The sequence below is a fragment of the Proteus sp. G2609 genome, assembly GCF_963896135.1.
GTDB classification, from domain to species: domain Bacteria; phylum Pseudomonadota; class Gammaproteobacteria; order Enterobacterales; family Enterobacteriaceae; genus Proteus; species Proteus mirabilis.
Genome location: NZ_CAWQNB010000041.1, coordinates 23,758 through 40,081 on the forward strand (window position 1 = coordinate 23,758; position 16,324 = coordinate 40,081).

The window sequence follows — 16,324 nt, forward strand, 5'->3', positions numbered from 1 at the left end:
CCTTTATATTTACTTATGCTCTTGTTTTATTGCTTCTTTTTCTAACATTTCATTAATAATCATTGGAAACGTTTTTTCTGGATTTAATTCTGCTTGAATACCAATTTTTATCCAAAACTCTGCTTGTGCATTAACTGATCGAGACATCACATTACTTGCTTTACGAAGATACTCATGTAGCTCATCAGAAATTTTTACAATACCCACACTTAACCCTTATATACGAATTATAATAAAACATATATATTATATAATAAAAGTAATCTATTTAGCTTGCAATGATCAGATAGTGCTTCTATTTGGATTTATGTGCTTAAATCTGCATAAATGCGTATCAGTTATTAAAATAGCAACACAAAGTAACCTGATAAGTTATAAAAGAGGTCGATAGATATTGATTGATCTTTGATGTGGATTTATTTTGATATTTTCTCTTTTCGATTATAATTGTAATATCTTGTCCTCCTTTACTTGTTCTCTTTCTTTGCTAACACTGCTTATTTTTCGCCTTTCTCCCTCTGAAAATTTCTGCATTCAGCCCTCAATCATTTAAAGTCAAAATATATTATTTAAGGAATTACTATGTCCCAAAAACCTTGCCGTATTATTTTAACCGGAGGTCCCGGCTCTGGTAAAAGCACTATTATCAATAAGTTAAGAAGAAATGGCTACTCTTGCTCAATAGAAGCAGGTCGAGCCATTATTCAAGATCAAAGTCATATTGGTGGTTCAGCCCTTCCTTGGATTGATCCGATCGCTTTTGCTGAGTTAATGTTAAGCTGGGAGCTACGATCATGGCATGATGCATCCAATATAGATGATAACAGCAAACCTTATTTTTATGACAGAGGCATACCGGATATAGCAGGTTATTTACACTTTTGTGAGCGCCCTATTCCCCAACATCTTGAAAACGCAATAAGGCTATATAGATATTCTACAACCGTGTTTATTGCTCCACCATGGAAAGAAATTTACTTACAAGATAAAGAGCGCCAACAGACATTTGATGAAGCCGTAGCAACTTATCAAGCGATGCTGGCGATATATAGACAGTATAATTATACCTTAATTGAATTACCCAAAGCCGATGTTAACCAAAGAGTAAAATTTATTATAAACAATATAACATCGCTATCTTAGCTTAGCGCTTATATTGACTATACCATCAAGGACAAAAAATAGACTCTCCTTGATGGTATTATTTAATATGAGGCAATAATTTTTAAATCTGGTTTTTCTCCTCGCATAATAGCTCTTTGCTGTTCATGCACCGCTTCATTAATTGCCTTTTGTTCTTCAACTGTTCGCGTATTCTTTCCACAAACTAATGTTGAACAAACCGGATATCCTATATTATGCGTTCTAGAAGTGCCAACTCCGACACTCATTTGCTCGGTACAGCCAATTAAAAACATAAATGGTATTAACAAAAAAATTGGGCGCATAGTCTTCCTAAAACATAAAGGTTAAATTTAATATGCATCAAAAACATATTTTGGTCTGTAGCTCCACTTAACTTCAACTTCTTGTTTATCTTTATTCCATACAGGTATCGCTTCTGGCAGAATAATCATTGACTGATCATTCTTTCTTATACGTTGTTCCTTTTTATAGGAATATTCGCTATTAGTGGGTGTGGTTGGATCTTCAAATCCAAATTTAAATAATTGATTGAATTTCTGTTTTTCCTCCTTGGCTTGCATTTCAAAACGAGATTGTTTTGATAACATAAATGTTGGATAACGACTTTCATCGTGGTGATATTGAACAGTAGGAGTGGCTGTCTCTGTTGCCACCTTTTCTATAGAGCCAGATACATTCCTCTCTTTATCAACACAACCAACAACTACAAATAGAGCAAAAATTAGAATAAAAGACCAATTCATATCTTAAATAGGAGCAATAAATAGATGCAAATAATTATTCCATAAAATTTATAGGCAACAAAATGAATTACAATTATTTCATATAAAAAGCATTCTTTATTCAAGTAACAAGAATATATAAAATAATAATACAAATAGATGGGTTATGGCAGGATAATTATCTTGATTAGAGATTGTAATATTAAGTAAAAAAGAAATATTTCCACAAAAAAACAAGAAAGAAATAGTTTATATTAAAATAATATTAAGATGACCATATAATAACACTGGTTATTATATGGTCATTGTTACATTGGAAAATTTTAAATTTGAAATAAAAATAAAGCCTTATTATTCGCTAAACATAAGACTTTAATTAAATCTATTTTTTATTGACCAGCAGACATTTTTTTCATTTGCTCTAAAGAATCTAAAGCTTGTTTACAGGTGCTTTCTTGAACATCTTTAGGTAATGCAGCAAATTGTTCTTTTGATTGAGCATATTGCGCTTTCATTGTTTCTGCTTGTGCTTTAGTTGCATCATTTTGTTCCATTAATGCGACATAGGCATCAGTTTCTTTAAAATAATCTTCGCAAGATTTTGTTAATTCAGCCGAAACAGCAACAGAAGATAATGATAATAAACCTAGTGCTAAAATAATATTTTTCATAAATATCCTATATTTTGTAATTAATAAAAAAAATGATACCTGCGTCTTGAATTTTTATTATCGCAAAGAAAATTAAAATTAGGATAAGGATAATCTTAATTGCCATTATATTTCTCTATGAATATCAGATAAAAAAATAATAATTAACAACTAAAACTGGTATGTTTATAAAAAAACATCTCTTTATAAAAACCTAAATAAAATTTAACTATACAACTTAACTAAATTAAATATTTTTATGCAGTATAAAATAAAAACATATAAACAGTATTAAAATTTTTAGTTCTTATTCACAAACAATCAAAAGATATAAATATCATGAGAAATATTACCTTTAAACCATAATAAAAGAAGGCCATTAGCTATATGGCCTTCTTTTATTATTTCTATTTAATTTTATTAATTACATACAGTACTTATTTGTGCTACTCATCTTCTGGGGGATTTTTTAAGATCTGATGTATTTCTTCTTTTAGACGTAATTTTTGTTTTTTTAATTCAACAACTTCTTCTCCATATCCTCGCCTATCTCGGTGTTCTAAGCGTACAATTTTATGGTCAAGTTCATTATGTTGTTCAAACAGGGCACGGAAATGGGGATCAGTTTGACGAAGCTTAGCAATTAAATCACGATATTCTGGAAACATATTACCTACCTTCCATTATCAATGAGTGATGAGTGTCATACTACTTTTAAGTCTCCCTTAAATTGCTGTCACTGTCATACTCTTTATGTGAAAAACAAGAGCGATATCAAGTAAAAATTAACATAAAACTACAACAAAGTAGGATATCGACACACTATTGCATGAAATTGGTCTAACTTAAGACTATAAAACAGGATAAGATAAAAATGCTCATATTTTATACGAACATCACTATTCTTCTATCAAAAAGCACTTATTGTTAATTCTATAAATAAATTTGAATTAAAGTAAAAGAGTTCTCTAATAGTTTTTATATACCCATCTATTTGAGACACTAAGCCCAATGCCGCCACATTGGGCTTTTCTTTTTGCAATCAGTAAGTTGATAACACTAATAACTTAACTGATTGAAATAGAATCGCTAACAATCTATTCAATAATTTTTTATCGAGGGTTTTAGTTAAGATTGTTTATTGTTACCCTCGTATTTCATTAATTACTATGCCCATTTTTAGATTGTTCTAATTGTAATACCTGTTCCTTCCACTTGGAAAGGGCTAGCTCCTTTAGCCAATCTGCAAGTAATGGCATCGTTTTTATTGAATCTAATGCAGCTCGCTCTTGTTTGGTTAAACGAATAACAACGACTTCAGTTTTCATTGTAGACATATCAGCCTCTTTTTATAAAAAAAAGAATACTGACATAAAATATAAACAGAACGGTCTGACTTACATCCTTTTACAAAATATTATAATTTAACTTACATTAACAAAGCATTAAATACAAAAAGCAGTCCTATTTCCCTTGTTTTAAATATAAAATTCACTTATTAAAAATAGTTATTTTCTTTCTATAATAATAGATACAGTAGTGGAATTAATATATCATAAACCATAACGTAATCTTAAAGATTGAGGATAAGGATAAAAGTATTTTTGTTTACTCAGATAATTATCTGGGTATTCTGATAAGTAATGATTAATTAATGTTAATGGTGCCAATAAAGGTTGTATTCCTTGACGATACTCTAAGATCAATTGGCTTAATGCTTGTCGCTGCTTAGAAGTTAAATCTTGCTTAAAATATCCTTGCACATGCATAAGAACATTAGTGTGATTACGACGTGTGGCTTGATGTTGTAATAGAGCCATAAATCGATTACGGTATTCAACAAAGAAAGTCTCTAATGAATCCCAATCTTTATTGTTAGCAACAAAGCGCCCTAGTTGCCGATAAAGCGGTTGTGAATGAGCTAATAACAATAGTTTGTATCTTGTATGAAAATCAATTAATGCCTGGCGAGTAAAGTTATTTATTTTCAATTGATTTAGCTCATTAAGCGCAAACACCCGTGTAATAAAATTTTCTCTAATATAGGGATCGTTTAACCGCCCATCTTCTTCTATAGGTAACCACGGCATTATTCTTTTCAGATTTTCAGTAAAAATGCCTGTACCCGATTTTTTATTGCCGTTGCCTATTGGATCATAAACCCGGACACGTTCTAATCCACAACTGGGTGATTTCGCACACACGATATAACCGCTAAATTGATTAAACCTCCTCAAATATTCGATAGAGTAATCATTCATCAATTGGGTTAAGTCACCTTCACTTCCATTACTAAATTTTAACCTGACTTCACCAGTCTTAGACTGAACTAATCGTAACGCTGGTCTGGGTGTCGGTAAACCAATAGCCATTTCTGGGCAAGTAGATTGATATTCAAAGAACTCAGATAATTCATCAGCAGCAAGATGACAACATTTATGCCCACCATCAAACCTCACTTTATCCCCTAATAAGCATGAACTAATACCTACGATAATTTTTTTATGCGTAAAATCATTTTGTTTAAGACTCATAAGAGTTTTGGGCATGGCTATGACCTCATATGAAACAATCACCTAACCTGACTAATCAGATTAATAAATCTATGCTCATAATTTATCTTAGTAACATAATGCTACTTTTACTATGTTTATCATTTAATTAGTTTGTAAAATATTATTAAAAGAAAGGATAGCCGTTAACCACTGATATCACAATATTGATAGATATGAATAGCAAATAGCTAATATACTTACAGCAAATATTAGCTATCTGATTAAATTGATTGATATTTAGTAATAATTAAGTTATTAATCAATAAGTTAAAACCGTGTTAATGCACGGAACTATAATACTCAATAGATAAATCATCCACTTTTGCACCACTAAACTGAGCCCATAGTATAATTGCAGATAATACTTCTTTTTCATTCGTTGCAATAAATAGATTTACAAAGGACGTTTCGTTCCATAGTCCACTCACTTTATAAACCACTTTGTTCATCTTTACTCCACCTGACGCTATCAATGACTTTAAGGAAACACAGATTCAAAACTGTTATAAAGTTATTTTTAACATGGGTGCACTTTTGCTTTTTCCAAGTCATATAATCATCAAAAATAGATGCTTTTTCTAAACATATTCTATTTATAACTATAAGTTTTTATTATATTCACCTTGTTATTGATTATTAGTATTAAGCCTTTCACTGCGTCAGTTCGTAACTTTCAGAAATTAATGATTTTAGCTCAGTATCATCAAAATCTGTGTCTAAGCGAATAGAAATCCAATGCTCTTTGTTCATATGATAAGCGGGATAAACTGCTTTTTTTAAGCGTAGAGCACCCACTAAAGGCACCGGTACTTTTAAGTTAATCACATCGACTTTATTATTTTTACCCGTATCAAATAGCTTGTTTTCAGCGACATCCATGATGACGGCGAACCATTTAGAATGATTATGATGTCTGAAAACCGCATAATTAGGGTACTTACTCCATAAATATTCGGGGATTACGGCATATGTTTTCTGTATATACTCAATAAGCTCTTTTCTATTCATTGTCCGGTCATCTCATAAAATGATGTATAACTTGGTCACTAAACGCATGATCTCTAACATTAAGGCATCAGCCTGTTAAATAATTTATTATACATTTGTTATTTAACAATGCTAAATGTAGAGAGAACCCGACTATATTGTTATTATTATTGCTACTTATTTTTATTATCAATACATAAATTATTTATAAATATTTTTAGTATTGTACATATTTTTAGCGCTCCAAATAAGTAAAAATAACTAAGTATTAATATCTAATTTACAATTAATTGGTAAATTTTAGTTGATTAATTCTCAATGGTTAGATAATTTAACGCTTATCCATTTTTGATCATCTTAAATGGACACACACTTTGATTTGATTATCCCCGTTTTGCTTAGTTATATTTTATAACTAAGCTTTTTTCGGTTACTTTAAGCGATACACACTAGAAGCAATACTGTTATTTATCAAACAGTTGTCATTCTATCAAATAAATTAATTCTCTGAGGCTAACTTTATCTCCAACTGTGTAACGCCTTCTTGATACATTTTCAATTTATTCAAACTATACTACTTTTTTTATAATTTTTTATTTCTCGCGGTAAATAACGCGACAACTCCTTGAATATGAATAGATACATCGTAAAAAAAACAAGATAATACTTTTTCTAAAGCATCTGCCGAGTCAGAATAGTTACTAAAAATACCTTTTTTGTTATAAACAGACATCAATTTATTACCAAAAAAATTGTGTTCAACATCAGCCCCCAAGATAGTAGCACCATATAAAACACCCTTTTCCGTTAATATTTTACTTATATTTTCTATCACTTTCTTTTTACCTTCCATTGTGCCAGGTAAGCAGTGTAATAGATAAAATAAAGAAATAGAGTCAAACGATGAATTGAATTCATTAGGAAATTTATGATAGATATCATGCTGTAAGCAATAAGTTAATTTATCATCAACAATATTCTTTTTAGCATAATCTAAGCTATTAATATTAAGATCTGTTAATGCTATTTTATTTATATTAGCTAAAGCTCTTTTTAAGTAAAATCCTGTTCCTACACCAATATCCATATGGTTCTCACCAAGATTATTTTTAAAATGAGGTAGCAAATATTTATCTGTATCACAACGCCATGCATAACGGTTAGAAATATTTAATACCCACCAGTCATAAAGTTTTAATGCTGTGGGGGTATATACTTTAACTCCATTGTGAGTGTCTAGTGTCATACAAAATCCTAGTCGTAAAATGATTATTCTATGATTTATACAAACCACGAATAACTGGAAATAACGAATAGTTAAACAGGTAACCATCTAAACAAGACAACATAATACATTGAAATTAAATAAAAAATAAATCAAGTCTTAACGATTAAGTAAGGTGTTATTGACATGAAAAGCGCCTATTGACCGGTTAAGAAATCTTCTTCCTCAGCTTAATGATAAGCAAACTTATTCATCTGTTTTATTTTTAGTAAATAAAAGATAGTAAACCGCCCTTGCACTGGATTATTTTATACATTTTACTGCATAACCAATTGATATATAGTATAAAAAACCACCCAAAATGCATAATCACAGATCTATACAGCATAACGCCATATTGAAATAATATAGCAATATCTTTCCATAATCAGTTAGTTTAATAAAAACAATTAAATAGAGTAATTACTCTACTGTATTAAAATAAAATTAATAATTACTAACAATTAATACTTACCTTTATCATCTAAATATGATTAAGTGATAATACTAACATTAGCTAATCTATTTTGGTGATAGTTATGTCTTTGAAACGTAAAATTGCGCTGGGGAAAAATGTATTAGAAGCCGCTCAAGAGAGAATTCAGTGGATATTTGATACTTTTGAACAAATCACTCTCTCCTTTTCGGGAGGGAAAGATTCTACTGCGCTTTTTCATCTTGTTGCCGCACAAGCGCGAAAACAGCATAGAAAATTTAATGTGATGTTTCTTGATTGGGAAGTTCAATATTCTGCGACTATAGATCATATTATAAAAATGAAATCTATCTACCAAGATTGTATTGAACGGTTTTACTGGATAGCACTCCCTATCACCACTGAAAGTGGCATCTCTCAATATGAACCTACATGGACAGCATGGGAGCCAGGTAAAAAATGGGTAAGACAACCGCCAGAAGATGCAATAACTGACCCTCACATTTTCCCTTTTTATCACCCTAATATGCTTTTTGAAGATTTTACCCCTGCATTTAACCAGTGGATCACAGGTAATCATCGCAGTTCGATTATCCTGCTAGGTATAAGAGCGGATGAATCTTTAAACCGATTTATTGCCATTAGTAATAATCGAAAGTTACGTTATGCCGATGATATTCCTTGGACAACGGCATCAGCAGAAGGCTTTTATTATATGGCCTACCCTATTTATGATTGGCATGTTAAAGATATCTGGACTTATATAGCACGTTTCAATTTACCCTATAACCCTATTTATGATCTGATGCACCAAGCGGGCGTTAGTTTAAGTCAAATGCGTATTTGTGAACCTTTTGGGCCAGAGCAACGCAAGGGACTATGGTTATATCATGTGCTAGAGCCTGAAACATGGAGTCTTGCTTGTGAACGAGTGAGTGGAGCTGATGCCGGAATGTTATATACGAATCCTCGTAATAAATCAGGTTTCTATGGGCGACATCAAATTAGCAAACCTTCCCATCATACGTGGAAATCTTATGCTCACTTTTTATTAGCCAGTTTACCAGAGAAAACAGCAGAACATTATCGTAATAAAATAGCGGTCTATCTTCGCTGGTATGCCGAACGAGATTACCCAAATGGCATACCTGATGCACAAGAAGGTGATACTAGCACTAAACAGATACCTTCTTGGCGACGAATTTGTAAGACCATCTTGCGTAACGATTTTTGGTGTAGAACATTAGCATTTAGTCCTACTAAATCACACTGTTATGATCGATATTTCAAACGGATACAAGGAAAACGAAAAGACTGGCAACTTATTTAGCAAGGTGTGAATATGACCATTGAAACTATAATTTCTGTTTTAAAAGAGTACCTAGCAAAACTAAATGATGAACAAAAAATTGAAGCTCTCAATAAAATAAAAATATCGCTTCATCAAATAAGCCCATTTAAAAATGAACCTACTGACTGTGTTCTTTGGATAAAGCAACAACAAGTTATCGCTAATGACTATAATCCCAATGTCATGTCTCCGACAGAAAAGAGATTACTAGAAACGTCTCTGGTAAAAGACGGTTATACTCAGCCTGTTGTTGTCTTACCTATTCAACAATCCAAAAATAAACCATCACAATGGCAAGTCGTTGATGGTTACCATCGTTATTTATTGAGTAAAAAAAATAGCTTAAACAAGCGAATTAACGGCTATTTACCTATTACTATACTTGATGTTGAAAGTCATACTATGGCTGACCAAATGGCAGCGACTATTCGCCATAATCGGGCTAGAGGGCAACATCAAGTGGCAGCAATGTCGGATATAGTTAGAGATTTATCAAGATTAGGTTGGAATGACCAAAAGATTGGTGATGAATTAGGTATGTCACAAGATGAAGTACTACGTTTAAAACAGATTAGTGGCTTAGCTGAATTATTTTCAGAGCACGACTTTTCAGAAGCTTGGACGGTTAAATAGAAATAACTTTATATAAAGCACCAATAAATATATTTATATAATTGGTGCTCACTTACCAATATCAATATCATAGAAATAATTTATATATACGATCTAGTTTCAGTTACTTATTAAAACCACTCTTGTTTACTCATTCTTAGTAAGAGTAATTTAAGTTAAAAAACCACCTTACTATAGCTATAGTTAAAAAATAAAAACCAATTTATCACAAAATTAATCCTTCCCATTTAAAAATAATATCTATATTTATTTTTCATTCATAAAGCCAATAAAAATTAAAGTAATTTAAAATATTTTCATCTTTATTGTCGCTATGATAATAACAATCAAATGATTGATATTGACGATCGTAACCATTCATTTGATAGATGAAAACTATCATTATATTACAAATCGATCGATAAAAACATTTTGATAATTACTTTATATTGATATTAATATATAAGAATAATCGATAATTTTGGTTATAAATACTAAAAATTTGCATTTATGTTAAATTTTACCGCTATCGATCTAAAAGTGATAGTTATTGTATTTCTGACTGTAGAATTAATAGCAGTACTAAATTAATACAGATATATAACATTTAATAGCAGTTAACTAAAAGTTAATTGTTTTTAAAAAATGCTTTATAACCTTATAAAAAATAGATGACCATGATAAACTCCACTATTGCACACAAAATAAAACAAAGAAGAAAAGAGTTAAGACTAACAGGCATAGAAATGGGAAATCGATTAGGGATAAGCCAGCAACATTATTCTCGAATAGAAAATGGTAACATAAAAATCACGGTAGAACTTTTGTTTTCTATTGCATTTATTCTCAATATGACGCCACAAAGTTTATTACCTAATTATAATTTATTGGATAAAAAAATCATTAATCTTTCAGATGAGAAAAATATCATCAAAGCAAAACAGGCTTTATCTGCAGAATTTATTATACCAATAAAAGAAAAATAATATTTTATACATATTATTTAACTTTATTCAAGAATAATTATTCTTTTTGCTTAATTAGATATCAAAAAACTCGCAAACAAAAAAATCAAAAGTATATTAAGCCCTCATATTAGTAAAATCCCCGCCAAAAGCAAATTATACTAGACCAATCAACACTATAGAATATCGATGGAATTCCTTTTTCGAAGGTATGCTTAATCGATACTTAAAATAACACCGTTGTTAATATTATACTGTGATACAAAAAAAGTTATTAAGATAACTTTAAGATTATTTATAAAAATATAATTATTCTTATTTATTACTATACATGTTGATAATTTTGTATATAAAATTATCAACAATCCATGCTTTTTATAAACCGGAGAAATCAAGTGCGGTATATATTATTATTTATCTCTTTGTTTTTTATTGTAATTTTTCTATTAAAAACACAGGGCAGTACCAAAAACGATGTTATTAACCAACCCACAGAAATAGAAAGAAAATTAAATAAAAAAGTCGAAAGATGTATGTTTCACTCAAAAATAAAAACTAAACGTTTGCCTTGGATAATGTTAACACGTAAACGTTCATGCTCTTAGTGAGAATAAGTGATCACTCTGGTTATTATAACTATTTTTACAAACAATACCGCTTATTTTATAATCAAAAAATCAATGTTACTTATTGAGTTATATTAATATATAGTATAGTTTATTAATTCCTACCTCTTACTATAATTAATTAAGTTTTTCTAAAAACTGAACTTATTCAGAATACTATAAATAAATTATACTTAATATAAATTAGTCTATATAATACCCTATGCAATTTTATTTTGATTATGAGCTAACAATGAGTTCTATAAAATCACCTATAATTATCTCTATCACCTCAATTGCAGGTGGCGGCAAAACAGCACTTTCTCATTATATAAGAGAAAAGCTTCCATCAAGCAAATGCCTTCATTTTGATGATTTCGACTGCCCTACAGCACCTGAAGATCTCGATGAGTGGATAGAACAAGGTGGTAATTATAGCGAATGAGATATAAAGCCATTTGTTGAACAAGTTAATCAGACAATAGAAGAGCCTCAATATACTCATATCATTTTGGATTATCCTTTTGCCAGATCTCACCCAGCGCTACAACAGATGATCGACTATGCCTTTTTTATTGATACACCACTAGATATCGCATTAGCAAGAAGAATACTGCGTGATTATAAAGAGAAAAGTGGAAATGATATTATTCATTATTTAGAAGAGTACTTAATCTACTCACGGCCCTCATATACAGCAATGACAGAAAGAGAAAAGCTAAGTGCGGACATTATTATTGATGGTAACGCATCTGTGTCTTTAATTGCACAGAATATCCTAAAGTATATTGTTTAACCTTAACGCTGTACCGTATTAAATCAATAGCATCCACCAATTTTACTATTACATACGGTGATCTTCTGGTGCTGTCTAATCGTATTGATTACGCTGTCAGAATATGGATCTGGCTTCATCGCATCTTTACTCGATTGCTCATATTTATCAATATCAGACTGTGGTGTCGAACATCCTGAAACAAAAAATACAGTTAGTAATATCGCTGAAACTAGCTTCATATAAAGTCCTATTGAGCTGAATAAATATTTTTCAATATCATTTAGTTATATTTATTTTTGTTACCTAGTGTAGCAGTCTATCCTACTATTTTACGACTAAAATTAATCTTTTATTAATTGATGCTCACCTATCATAAATAATAATGCTTATGAAAGGCACCCTGCATGTGAAACCCAAAATTTTAACTCTAGGGTGCCAAAAAATTAAACTGAAAATAGAATAGATATTAGCTATCGATTTACAATATTGCTTTGATACTCTCCGCAAGTGTTGTTGTACGCCGGCCAATTAATTTACTTAGGGTATGACTATCATCAAATAATCCACCTTTGGATGCGCCGATATCAGAATCAGCCAGCATATTTGATAATTTATCGGGTAAGCCTGCCGTTTTTAACGCAGCGACAAAATCGGCCTGACTTAAATTGTTATATATCACTTGCTTCCCGCTTTGTTTAGTCAATTCCTTAGCCAATTGCTCTAATGTCCAAGCTTCATCACCAGCAAGCTCATACACTTTACCTATATGTCCTTCTTCACTAATTACCCGAGTAGCAGCCAATGCATAATCGGCCCGAGTAGCTGAAGCTATTTTGCCATCACCAGCCGCCCCCAGAAAAACGCCATGCTCAAGTGCTGCAGGGACACTTGCCAGATAATTTTCTGTATACCAGCCATTTCGTAATAAAGTGTAAGAGATCCCAGAATCAGCTAGCATTTTTTCTGTTTCTACATGTTCCACATGCAAGCTTAATGGAGAGCGATCAGCATGTAATATGCTAGTGTAAGCAATAAATTGTACATCTGCTGATTTTGCTGCCTCAATGACATTACGATGTTGAATGGTACGTTTGCCAACTTCACTTGAGGAAATTAAAAGTAATTTATCGACACCCTGTAAAGCTGTTATTAATGAAGCTTTATCATTGTAATCCGCCTGACGTACTAAAACTCCTTTCTGACTTAAAGACGATCCTTTTTTTACATCACGAGCAAATGCCACTATTTGATTAGCAGGAACGGTTTGAAGAAGGTTTTCAATCACATGTTGACCTAATAGGCCTGTTGCACCAGTAATTGCAATCATAAGATAACTCCTTAATGTATCACTTGTGTTTTGATAACATAGCACCTAAACTTACCAAAAGTAAGTACATACAAAAAGGTAAGTATACAATGACAATATCCACACTCTCGCAGCAATTACGTGAAGGAAATCTATTTTCTAAACAGTGCCCATCCAGAGAGATCCTCAAACATGTTACAAGTCGTTGGGGCATACTCATTTTAATAGCCCTACGTGATGGAACACATCGTTTTAGTGATTTACGACGTAAAATTGGCGGAGTAAGTGAGAAAATGCTGTCTCAATCGTTACAAGTATTGGAGCAAGATGGTTTTATTAACCGAATGTCATATCCTGTTGTTCCACCCCATGTAGAGTACTCTTTGACAGATCTTGGTGAGCAAATAAGTGAGAAACTCACGCTTCTTGCGGATTGGATAGAAATAAATTTACCTAATATCTTGTCACGACAAGAAGTGGTAGAGATTTAATATAAGTATCTATACCATTTTTTGACATACTTTCTTGTAGCAACAATATTTAATCTTTTAAATATTTACCACTGTATAAACTATCATGCTGAAATCTCATTATTATAATCTCTTTTTATGGAAGTAAACTATTTCACATAATAAAGTTAGCACTATTTATTAATAGTGCTCCCTTTTATTTGGACAGAAAAGTAATCAATAACCAATGGGAGTAATTTATTATATCTACTCCATTCAACATTAGTCCCATACAGATATGCATCTCGCGCGACAGTGACTACTTCAATAAATTCATTAGGTATTTTATTGATTGACCAATTTGCCGCGACATCCTTTGATACAAAACGTCCAGTTCTCATCGTAAACCACATTCTTGCGAGAGTTAAAATAATATTACGTTCATCACCATCAATAGAAGAAGTTAAATTAGGTAGGGAATCTAAAATTGCTTTTCTTATTTGTTGGCTATTAATCTCAGGTAAGATAAAACCATCCCCCCAAAGGAGTTTTGAGTCTTTCTTCGCCTGTGCCAACATCAATGTATATTCTGGATCATCATGCTCTATATTACTTATGCCTTGTTCAAAAGAGTCTCTCAACCATTCTCCATAAATAAATTCACATCTAGCTGGGTATTCTAGATCCTGTAATTGGCCACCAACAAATATCGTGATTTCTAAGGGCCTACGTCCGAATTGATCATGAGGATATCGACCAGAACTAGCTAATAAATCAGTAATAAGTGATTTTTTTTCATTTTTAGTCAAAGCTGTTTTAACGATGACAAGAAGATCAATATCACTAGTAGGTTGAAGTCCACCTAAAACCGATGAGCCATGCAAATAAATTGTGTCCAATTTATCTTTACAAATTTTTGTTAATGAATTAAGCACTTGTTGAATTTGAAATGATGCGTCCACAGAAAGCGCCCTCTTAGAAATTTTGTTACTAACACAATATACTCTAGCGATTAAGTGTATCTATTGCGAGCCATAAACACCCAATCCATTTTTCTAGTGTAAGCTTGCACTTCTTTAAGCATCCGGTTTATTTTGCCCTTATTTATTCAAATATTATAATTTATAGGCTATTACAAAAAATTAAGGCTACACATTATGTGCAGCCTTAATCTTATTTAAGCTATCTCACTAAATTAGCTTTTATCTTTATTTTCTATCGCTATTGTTTGCCGTTTTTCTTCTTCAGGTAACTCATATTCAATAGCAATGGTCAGAAGTCCACTTGATAAATCGGCTTTTTCTATTTTGACATTTTTACCGAGGTCAAACTGCAATGTAAACTGCCCTTGAGATATACCTCGGTGGATCCATTTATCATTGTCTTCTTCTAATTTTTCTTCTTTTTTCCCTTCAATCAATAAGCGACTTCCTTTCAATGAAACCGATAAGTCATCTTCTTGATATCCAGGCACACTCACTGTTAGTTCATAATGGCTATCATCAATCTGTTTCAGATTATAAGTCTGAGTCGGTGATGAAATTGGTTTACTGCCTGTTAACTGGCTAAACAGGCGATCTATCTGATCAAAACGGTTTGAAAGTAGATTGTCAGATAAAGTTGGGAATAATGAAAAAGGTTTAATGTTAGGCATATAATTCCTCCTTCAGTATTTATTGAATTATGGGCGATATCTGATTGGCCCAATATATAAATATGAACGAGCAAGTATTTTTCAAGCCCTAAAATCTAAATTTTTTTTTAGCCAATATGAGATTGTAGATAGCAAAAAACCCCGCCGAAGCGAGGTTTTATATATTCAACTATTTAATGCTTAACTTATTTGAGCTGTCATCACACTTTTGCAAAAGATACATTTTGCGCCGTGTGGATTGTTCACTGTAACATCAAATTGTGATGTTCTATATTGTGAACCGCGACAACTTGGGCATTTAAAATAGAGGCGAATTGTAATAGCGCCTTTAGAGAGCCACCACGTTGCCTGCTGCAGGGCCTTTCATACCATTTTCCATGGTAAATGAAACTTGTTGGCCTTCAGCTAATGTTTTGAAGTTATCACTTTGGATTGCAGAGAAATGCACGAATACATCTTTGCTGCCATCTGCTGGAGTAATAAAACCAAAACCTTTACCTTCATCGAACCATTTTACTGTACCAGTCATTGAATTAGACATAGAATTTCCTTTAATTTATTTAATTTGCCATAAGGCATATATGGTTTGTTTGGTATTTTTACTTATGGGAATTAATTAGAAGGAATTCGCAATGAAGTGGTATCAAGGATAACGCTAAACGGGAACAACTTTAAACTGACTAACATAAATAGGTCTGTACTTCCAAACCAGTGACTTCATTAAGCCATAGAAAAACTCAGATAGCAAACTTTATTTTTGGTGAATAAAAAATCTATCAATAAGATTGATATAGACAAAATCATAAAAACTTATCAATAAAAATAAGTTTTTATTTCCTTAAAT

Annotated in this window: 23 protein-coding genes; 7 read left to right on the forward strand and 16 right to left on the reverse strand. The window is 31.6% G+C overall.

The features are described 5' to 3' along the window. Window positions 1–9: 9 nt before the first annotated feature. Window positions 10–207, reverse strand: coding sequence for a ParD-like family protein (locus AACV01_RS15385; protein ID WP_004242542.1), 198 nt, complete (start codon window positions 205–207; stop codon window positions 10–12). A gap of 375 nt (window positions 208–582) precedes the next feature. Between AACV01_RS15385 and AACV01_RS15390 the strand changes: the two genes are divergently transcribed. Beyond that, complete coding sequence (locus AACV01_RS15390; RefSeq protein ID WP_004247920.1) at window positions 583–1,143, forward strand: AAA family ATPase; 561 nt, start codon at window positions 583–585, stop codon at window positions 1,141–1,143. Between the two features lie 62 nt (window positions 1,144–1,205). Here AACV01_RS15390 and AACV01_RS15395 read toward each other — a convergent pair whose 3' ends face one another. From AACV01_RS15395 to AACV01_RS15435, 9 genes are all read right to left on the reverse strand, one after another. Then, window positions 1,206–1,448 (reverse strand): hypothetical protein, encoded by a 243-nt coding sequence (locus AACV01_RS15395; RefSeq protein ID WP_041701105.1) that lies wholly within the window; start codon window positions 1,446–1,448, stop codon window positions 1,206–1,208. A gap of 27 nt (window positions 1,449–1,475) precedes the next feature. After that, window positions 1,476–1,889, reverse strand: coding sequence for a hypothetical protein (locus tag AACV01_RS15400; protein WP_046334907.1), 414 nt, complete (start codon window positions 1,887–1,889; stop codon window positions 1,476–1,478). Between the two features lie 368 nt (window positions 1,890–2,257). Next, entirely contained in the window at window positions 2,258–2,539 is a 282-nt protein-coding gene (locus tag AACV01_RS15405; protein ID WP_004242536.1) for a DUF5339 domain-containing protein, read from the reverse strand. A gap of 425 nt (window positions 2,540–2,964) precedes the next feature. Beyond that, complete coding sequence (locus AACV01_RS15410) at window positions 2,965–3,186, reverse strand: YdcH family protein (RefSeq protein WP_004242534.1); 222 nt, start codon at window positions 3,184–3,186, stop codon at window positions 2,965–2,967. Between the two features lie 492 nt (window positions 3,187–3,678). Then, window positions 3,679–3,855 (reverse strand): hypothetical protein, encoded by a 177-nt coding sequence (locus AACV01_RS15415; RefSeq protein WP_175215752.1) that lies wholly within the window; start codon window positions 3,853–3,855, stop codon window positions 3,679–3,681. A gap of 216 nt (window positions 3,856–4,071) precedes the next feature. Continuing rightward, complete coding sequence (locus tag AACV01_RS15420) at window positions 4,072–5,067, reverse strand: YbgA family protein (RefSeq protein WP_036908063.1); 996 nt, start codon at window positions 5,065–5,067, stop codon at window positions 4,072–4,074. A gap of 284 nt (window positions 5,068–5,351) precedes the next feature. Beyond that, window positions 5,352–5,522 carry a hypothetical protein gene (locus tag AACV01_RS15425; RefSeq protein WP_004242531.1) on the reverse strand — a complete coding sequence of 57 codons (171 nt, stop codon included), beginning with the start codon at window positions 5,520–5,522 and terminating at the stop codon, window positions 5,352–5,354. Window positions 5,523–5,724: 202 nt separating this feature from the next. Then, window positions 5,725–6,081 carry an MmcQ/YjbR family DNA-binding protein gene (locus AACV01_RS15430; RefSeq protein ID WP_004242530.1) on the reverse strand — a complete coding sequence of 119 codons (357 nt, stop codon included), beginning with the start codon at window positions 6,079–6,081 and terminating at the stop codon, window positions 5,725–5,727. 562 nt (window positions 6,082–6,643) lie between these two features. Further along, entirely contained in the window at window positions 6,644–7,306 is a 663-nt protein-coding gene (locus tag AACV01_RS15435) for a class I SAM-dependent methyltransferase (protein ID WP_004247914.1), read from the reverse strand. Between the two features lie 557 nt (window positions 7,307–7,863). Here AACV01_RS15435 and AACV01_RS15440 point away from each other — a divergent pair. The 5 genes from AACV01_RS15440 to AACV01_RS15460 all read left to right on the forward strand — a co-directional run bounded on the left by AACV01_RS15440 (window position 7,864) and on the right by AACV01_RS15460 (window position 12,089). After that, entirely contained in the window at window positions 7,864–9,090 is a 1,227-nt protein-coding gene (locus AACV01_RS15440; RefSeq protein ID WP_161683191.1) for a phosphoadenosine phosphosulfate reductase, read from the forward strand. A 12-nt stretch (window positions 9,091–9,102) separates the two neighbouring features. Next, window positions 9,103–9,744, forward strand: a complete 642-nt coding sequence (locus AACV01_RS15445) for an IbrB-like domain-containing protein (RefSeq protein WP_004247912.1) — start codon at window positions 9,103–9,105, stop codon at window positions 9,742–9,744. A 650-nt stretch (window positions 9,745–10,394) separates the two neighbouring features. Continuing rightward, window positions 10,395–10,709 (forward strand): helix-turn-helix domain-containing protein, encoded by a 315-nt coding sequence (locus AACV01_RS15450; protein ID WP_026090443.1) that lies wholly within the window; start codon window positions 10,395–10,397, stop codon window positions 10,707–10,709. Between the two features lie 837 nt (window positions 10,710–11,546). Then, the gene (locus tag AACV01_RS15455; protein WP_230629642.1) at window positions 11,547–11,738 is read left to right on the forward strand and encodes a hypothetical protein; all 192 of its coding nucleotides are present in this window, start codon (window positions 11,547–11,549) and stop codon (window positions 11,736–11,738) included. A 108-nt stretch (window positions 11,739–11,846) separates the two neighbouring features. After that, the gene (locus AACV01_RS15460) at window positions 11,847–12,089 is read left to right on the forward strand and encodes a hypothetical protein (protein WP_237585041.1); all 243 of its coding nucleotides are present in this window, start codon (window positions 11,847–11,849) and stop codon (window positions 12,087–12,089) included. A gap of 23 nt (window positions 12,090–12,112) precedes the next feature. Here AACV01_RS15460 and AACV01_RS15465 read toward each other — a convergent pair whose 3' ends face one another. Together AACV01_RS15465 and AACV01_RS15470 are read right to left on the reverse strand one after the other, a co-directional pair. Then, window positions 12,113–12,310, reverse strand: coding sequence for a hypothetical protein (locus tag AACV01_RS15465; protein ID WP_046334258.1), 198 nt, complete (start codon window positions 12,308–12,310; stop codon window positions 12,113–12,115). 239 nt (window positions 12,311–12,549) lie between these two features. Then, entirely contained in the window at window positions 12,550–13,398 is an 849-nt protein-coding gene (locus AACV01_RS15470) for an SDR family oxidoreductase (protein WP_161683192.1), read from the reverse strand. An 89-nt stretch (window positions 13,399–13,487) separates the two neighbouring features. Here AACV01_RS15470 and AACV01_RS15475 point away from each other — a divergent pair, with 89 nt between their 5' ends. Next, window positions 13,488–13,868, forward strand: coding sequence for a winged helix-turn-helix transcriptional regulator (locus tag AACV01_RS15475; RefSeq protein WP_046334267.1), 381 nt, complete (start codon window positions 13,488–13,490; stop codon window positions 13,866–13,868). A gap of 152 nt (window positions 13,869–14,020) precedes the next feature. Here the strand turns inward: AACV01_RS15475 and AACV01_RS15480 are convergent, their stop codons facing one another. The 4 genes from AACV01_RS15480 to cspE form a co-directional block, all read right to left on the reverse strand. Continuing rightward, on the reverse strand, window positions 14,021–14,788 hold the full coding sequence (locus tag AACV01_RS15480; RefSeq protein ID WP_049196708.1) for an aminoglycoside adenylyltransferase domain-containing protein: 768 nt from the start codon (window positions 14,786–14,788) through the stop codon (window positions 14,021–14,023). Between the two features lie 233 nt (window positions 14,789–15,021). After that, on the reverse strand, window positions 15,022–15,480 hold the full coding sequence (locus AACV01_RS15485; RefSeq protein WP_161683197.1) for an Hsp20 family protein: 459 nt from the start codon (window positions 15,478–15,480) through the stop codon (window positions 15,022–15,024). A 180-nt stretch (window positions 15,481–15,660) separates the two neighbouring features. Beyond that, entirely contained in the window at window positions 15,661–15,801 is a 141-nt protein-coding gene (ymcF, locus tag AACV01_RS17900) for a cold shock small protein YmcF (RefSeq protein WP_419776249.1), read from the reverse strand. A gap of 7 nt (window positions 15,802–15,808) precedes the next feature. After that, window positions 15,809–16,021 carry a transcription antiterminator/RNA stability regulator CspE gene (gene cspE / locus AACV01_RS15490; protein WP_004247907.1) on the reverse strand — a complete coding sequence of 71 codons (213 nt, stop codon included), beginning with the start codon at window positions 16,019–16,021 and terminating at the stop codon, window positions 15,809–15,811. Between the last annotated feature and the right edge of the window lie 303 nt (window positions 16,022–16,324).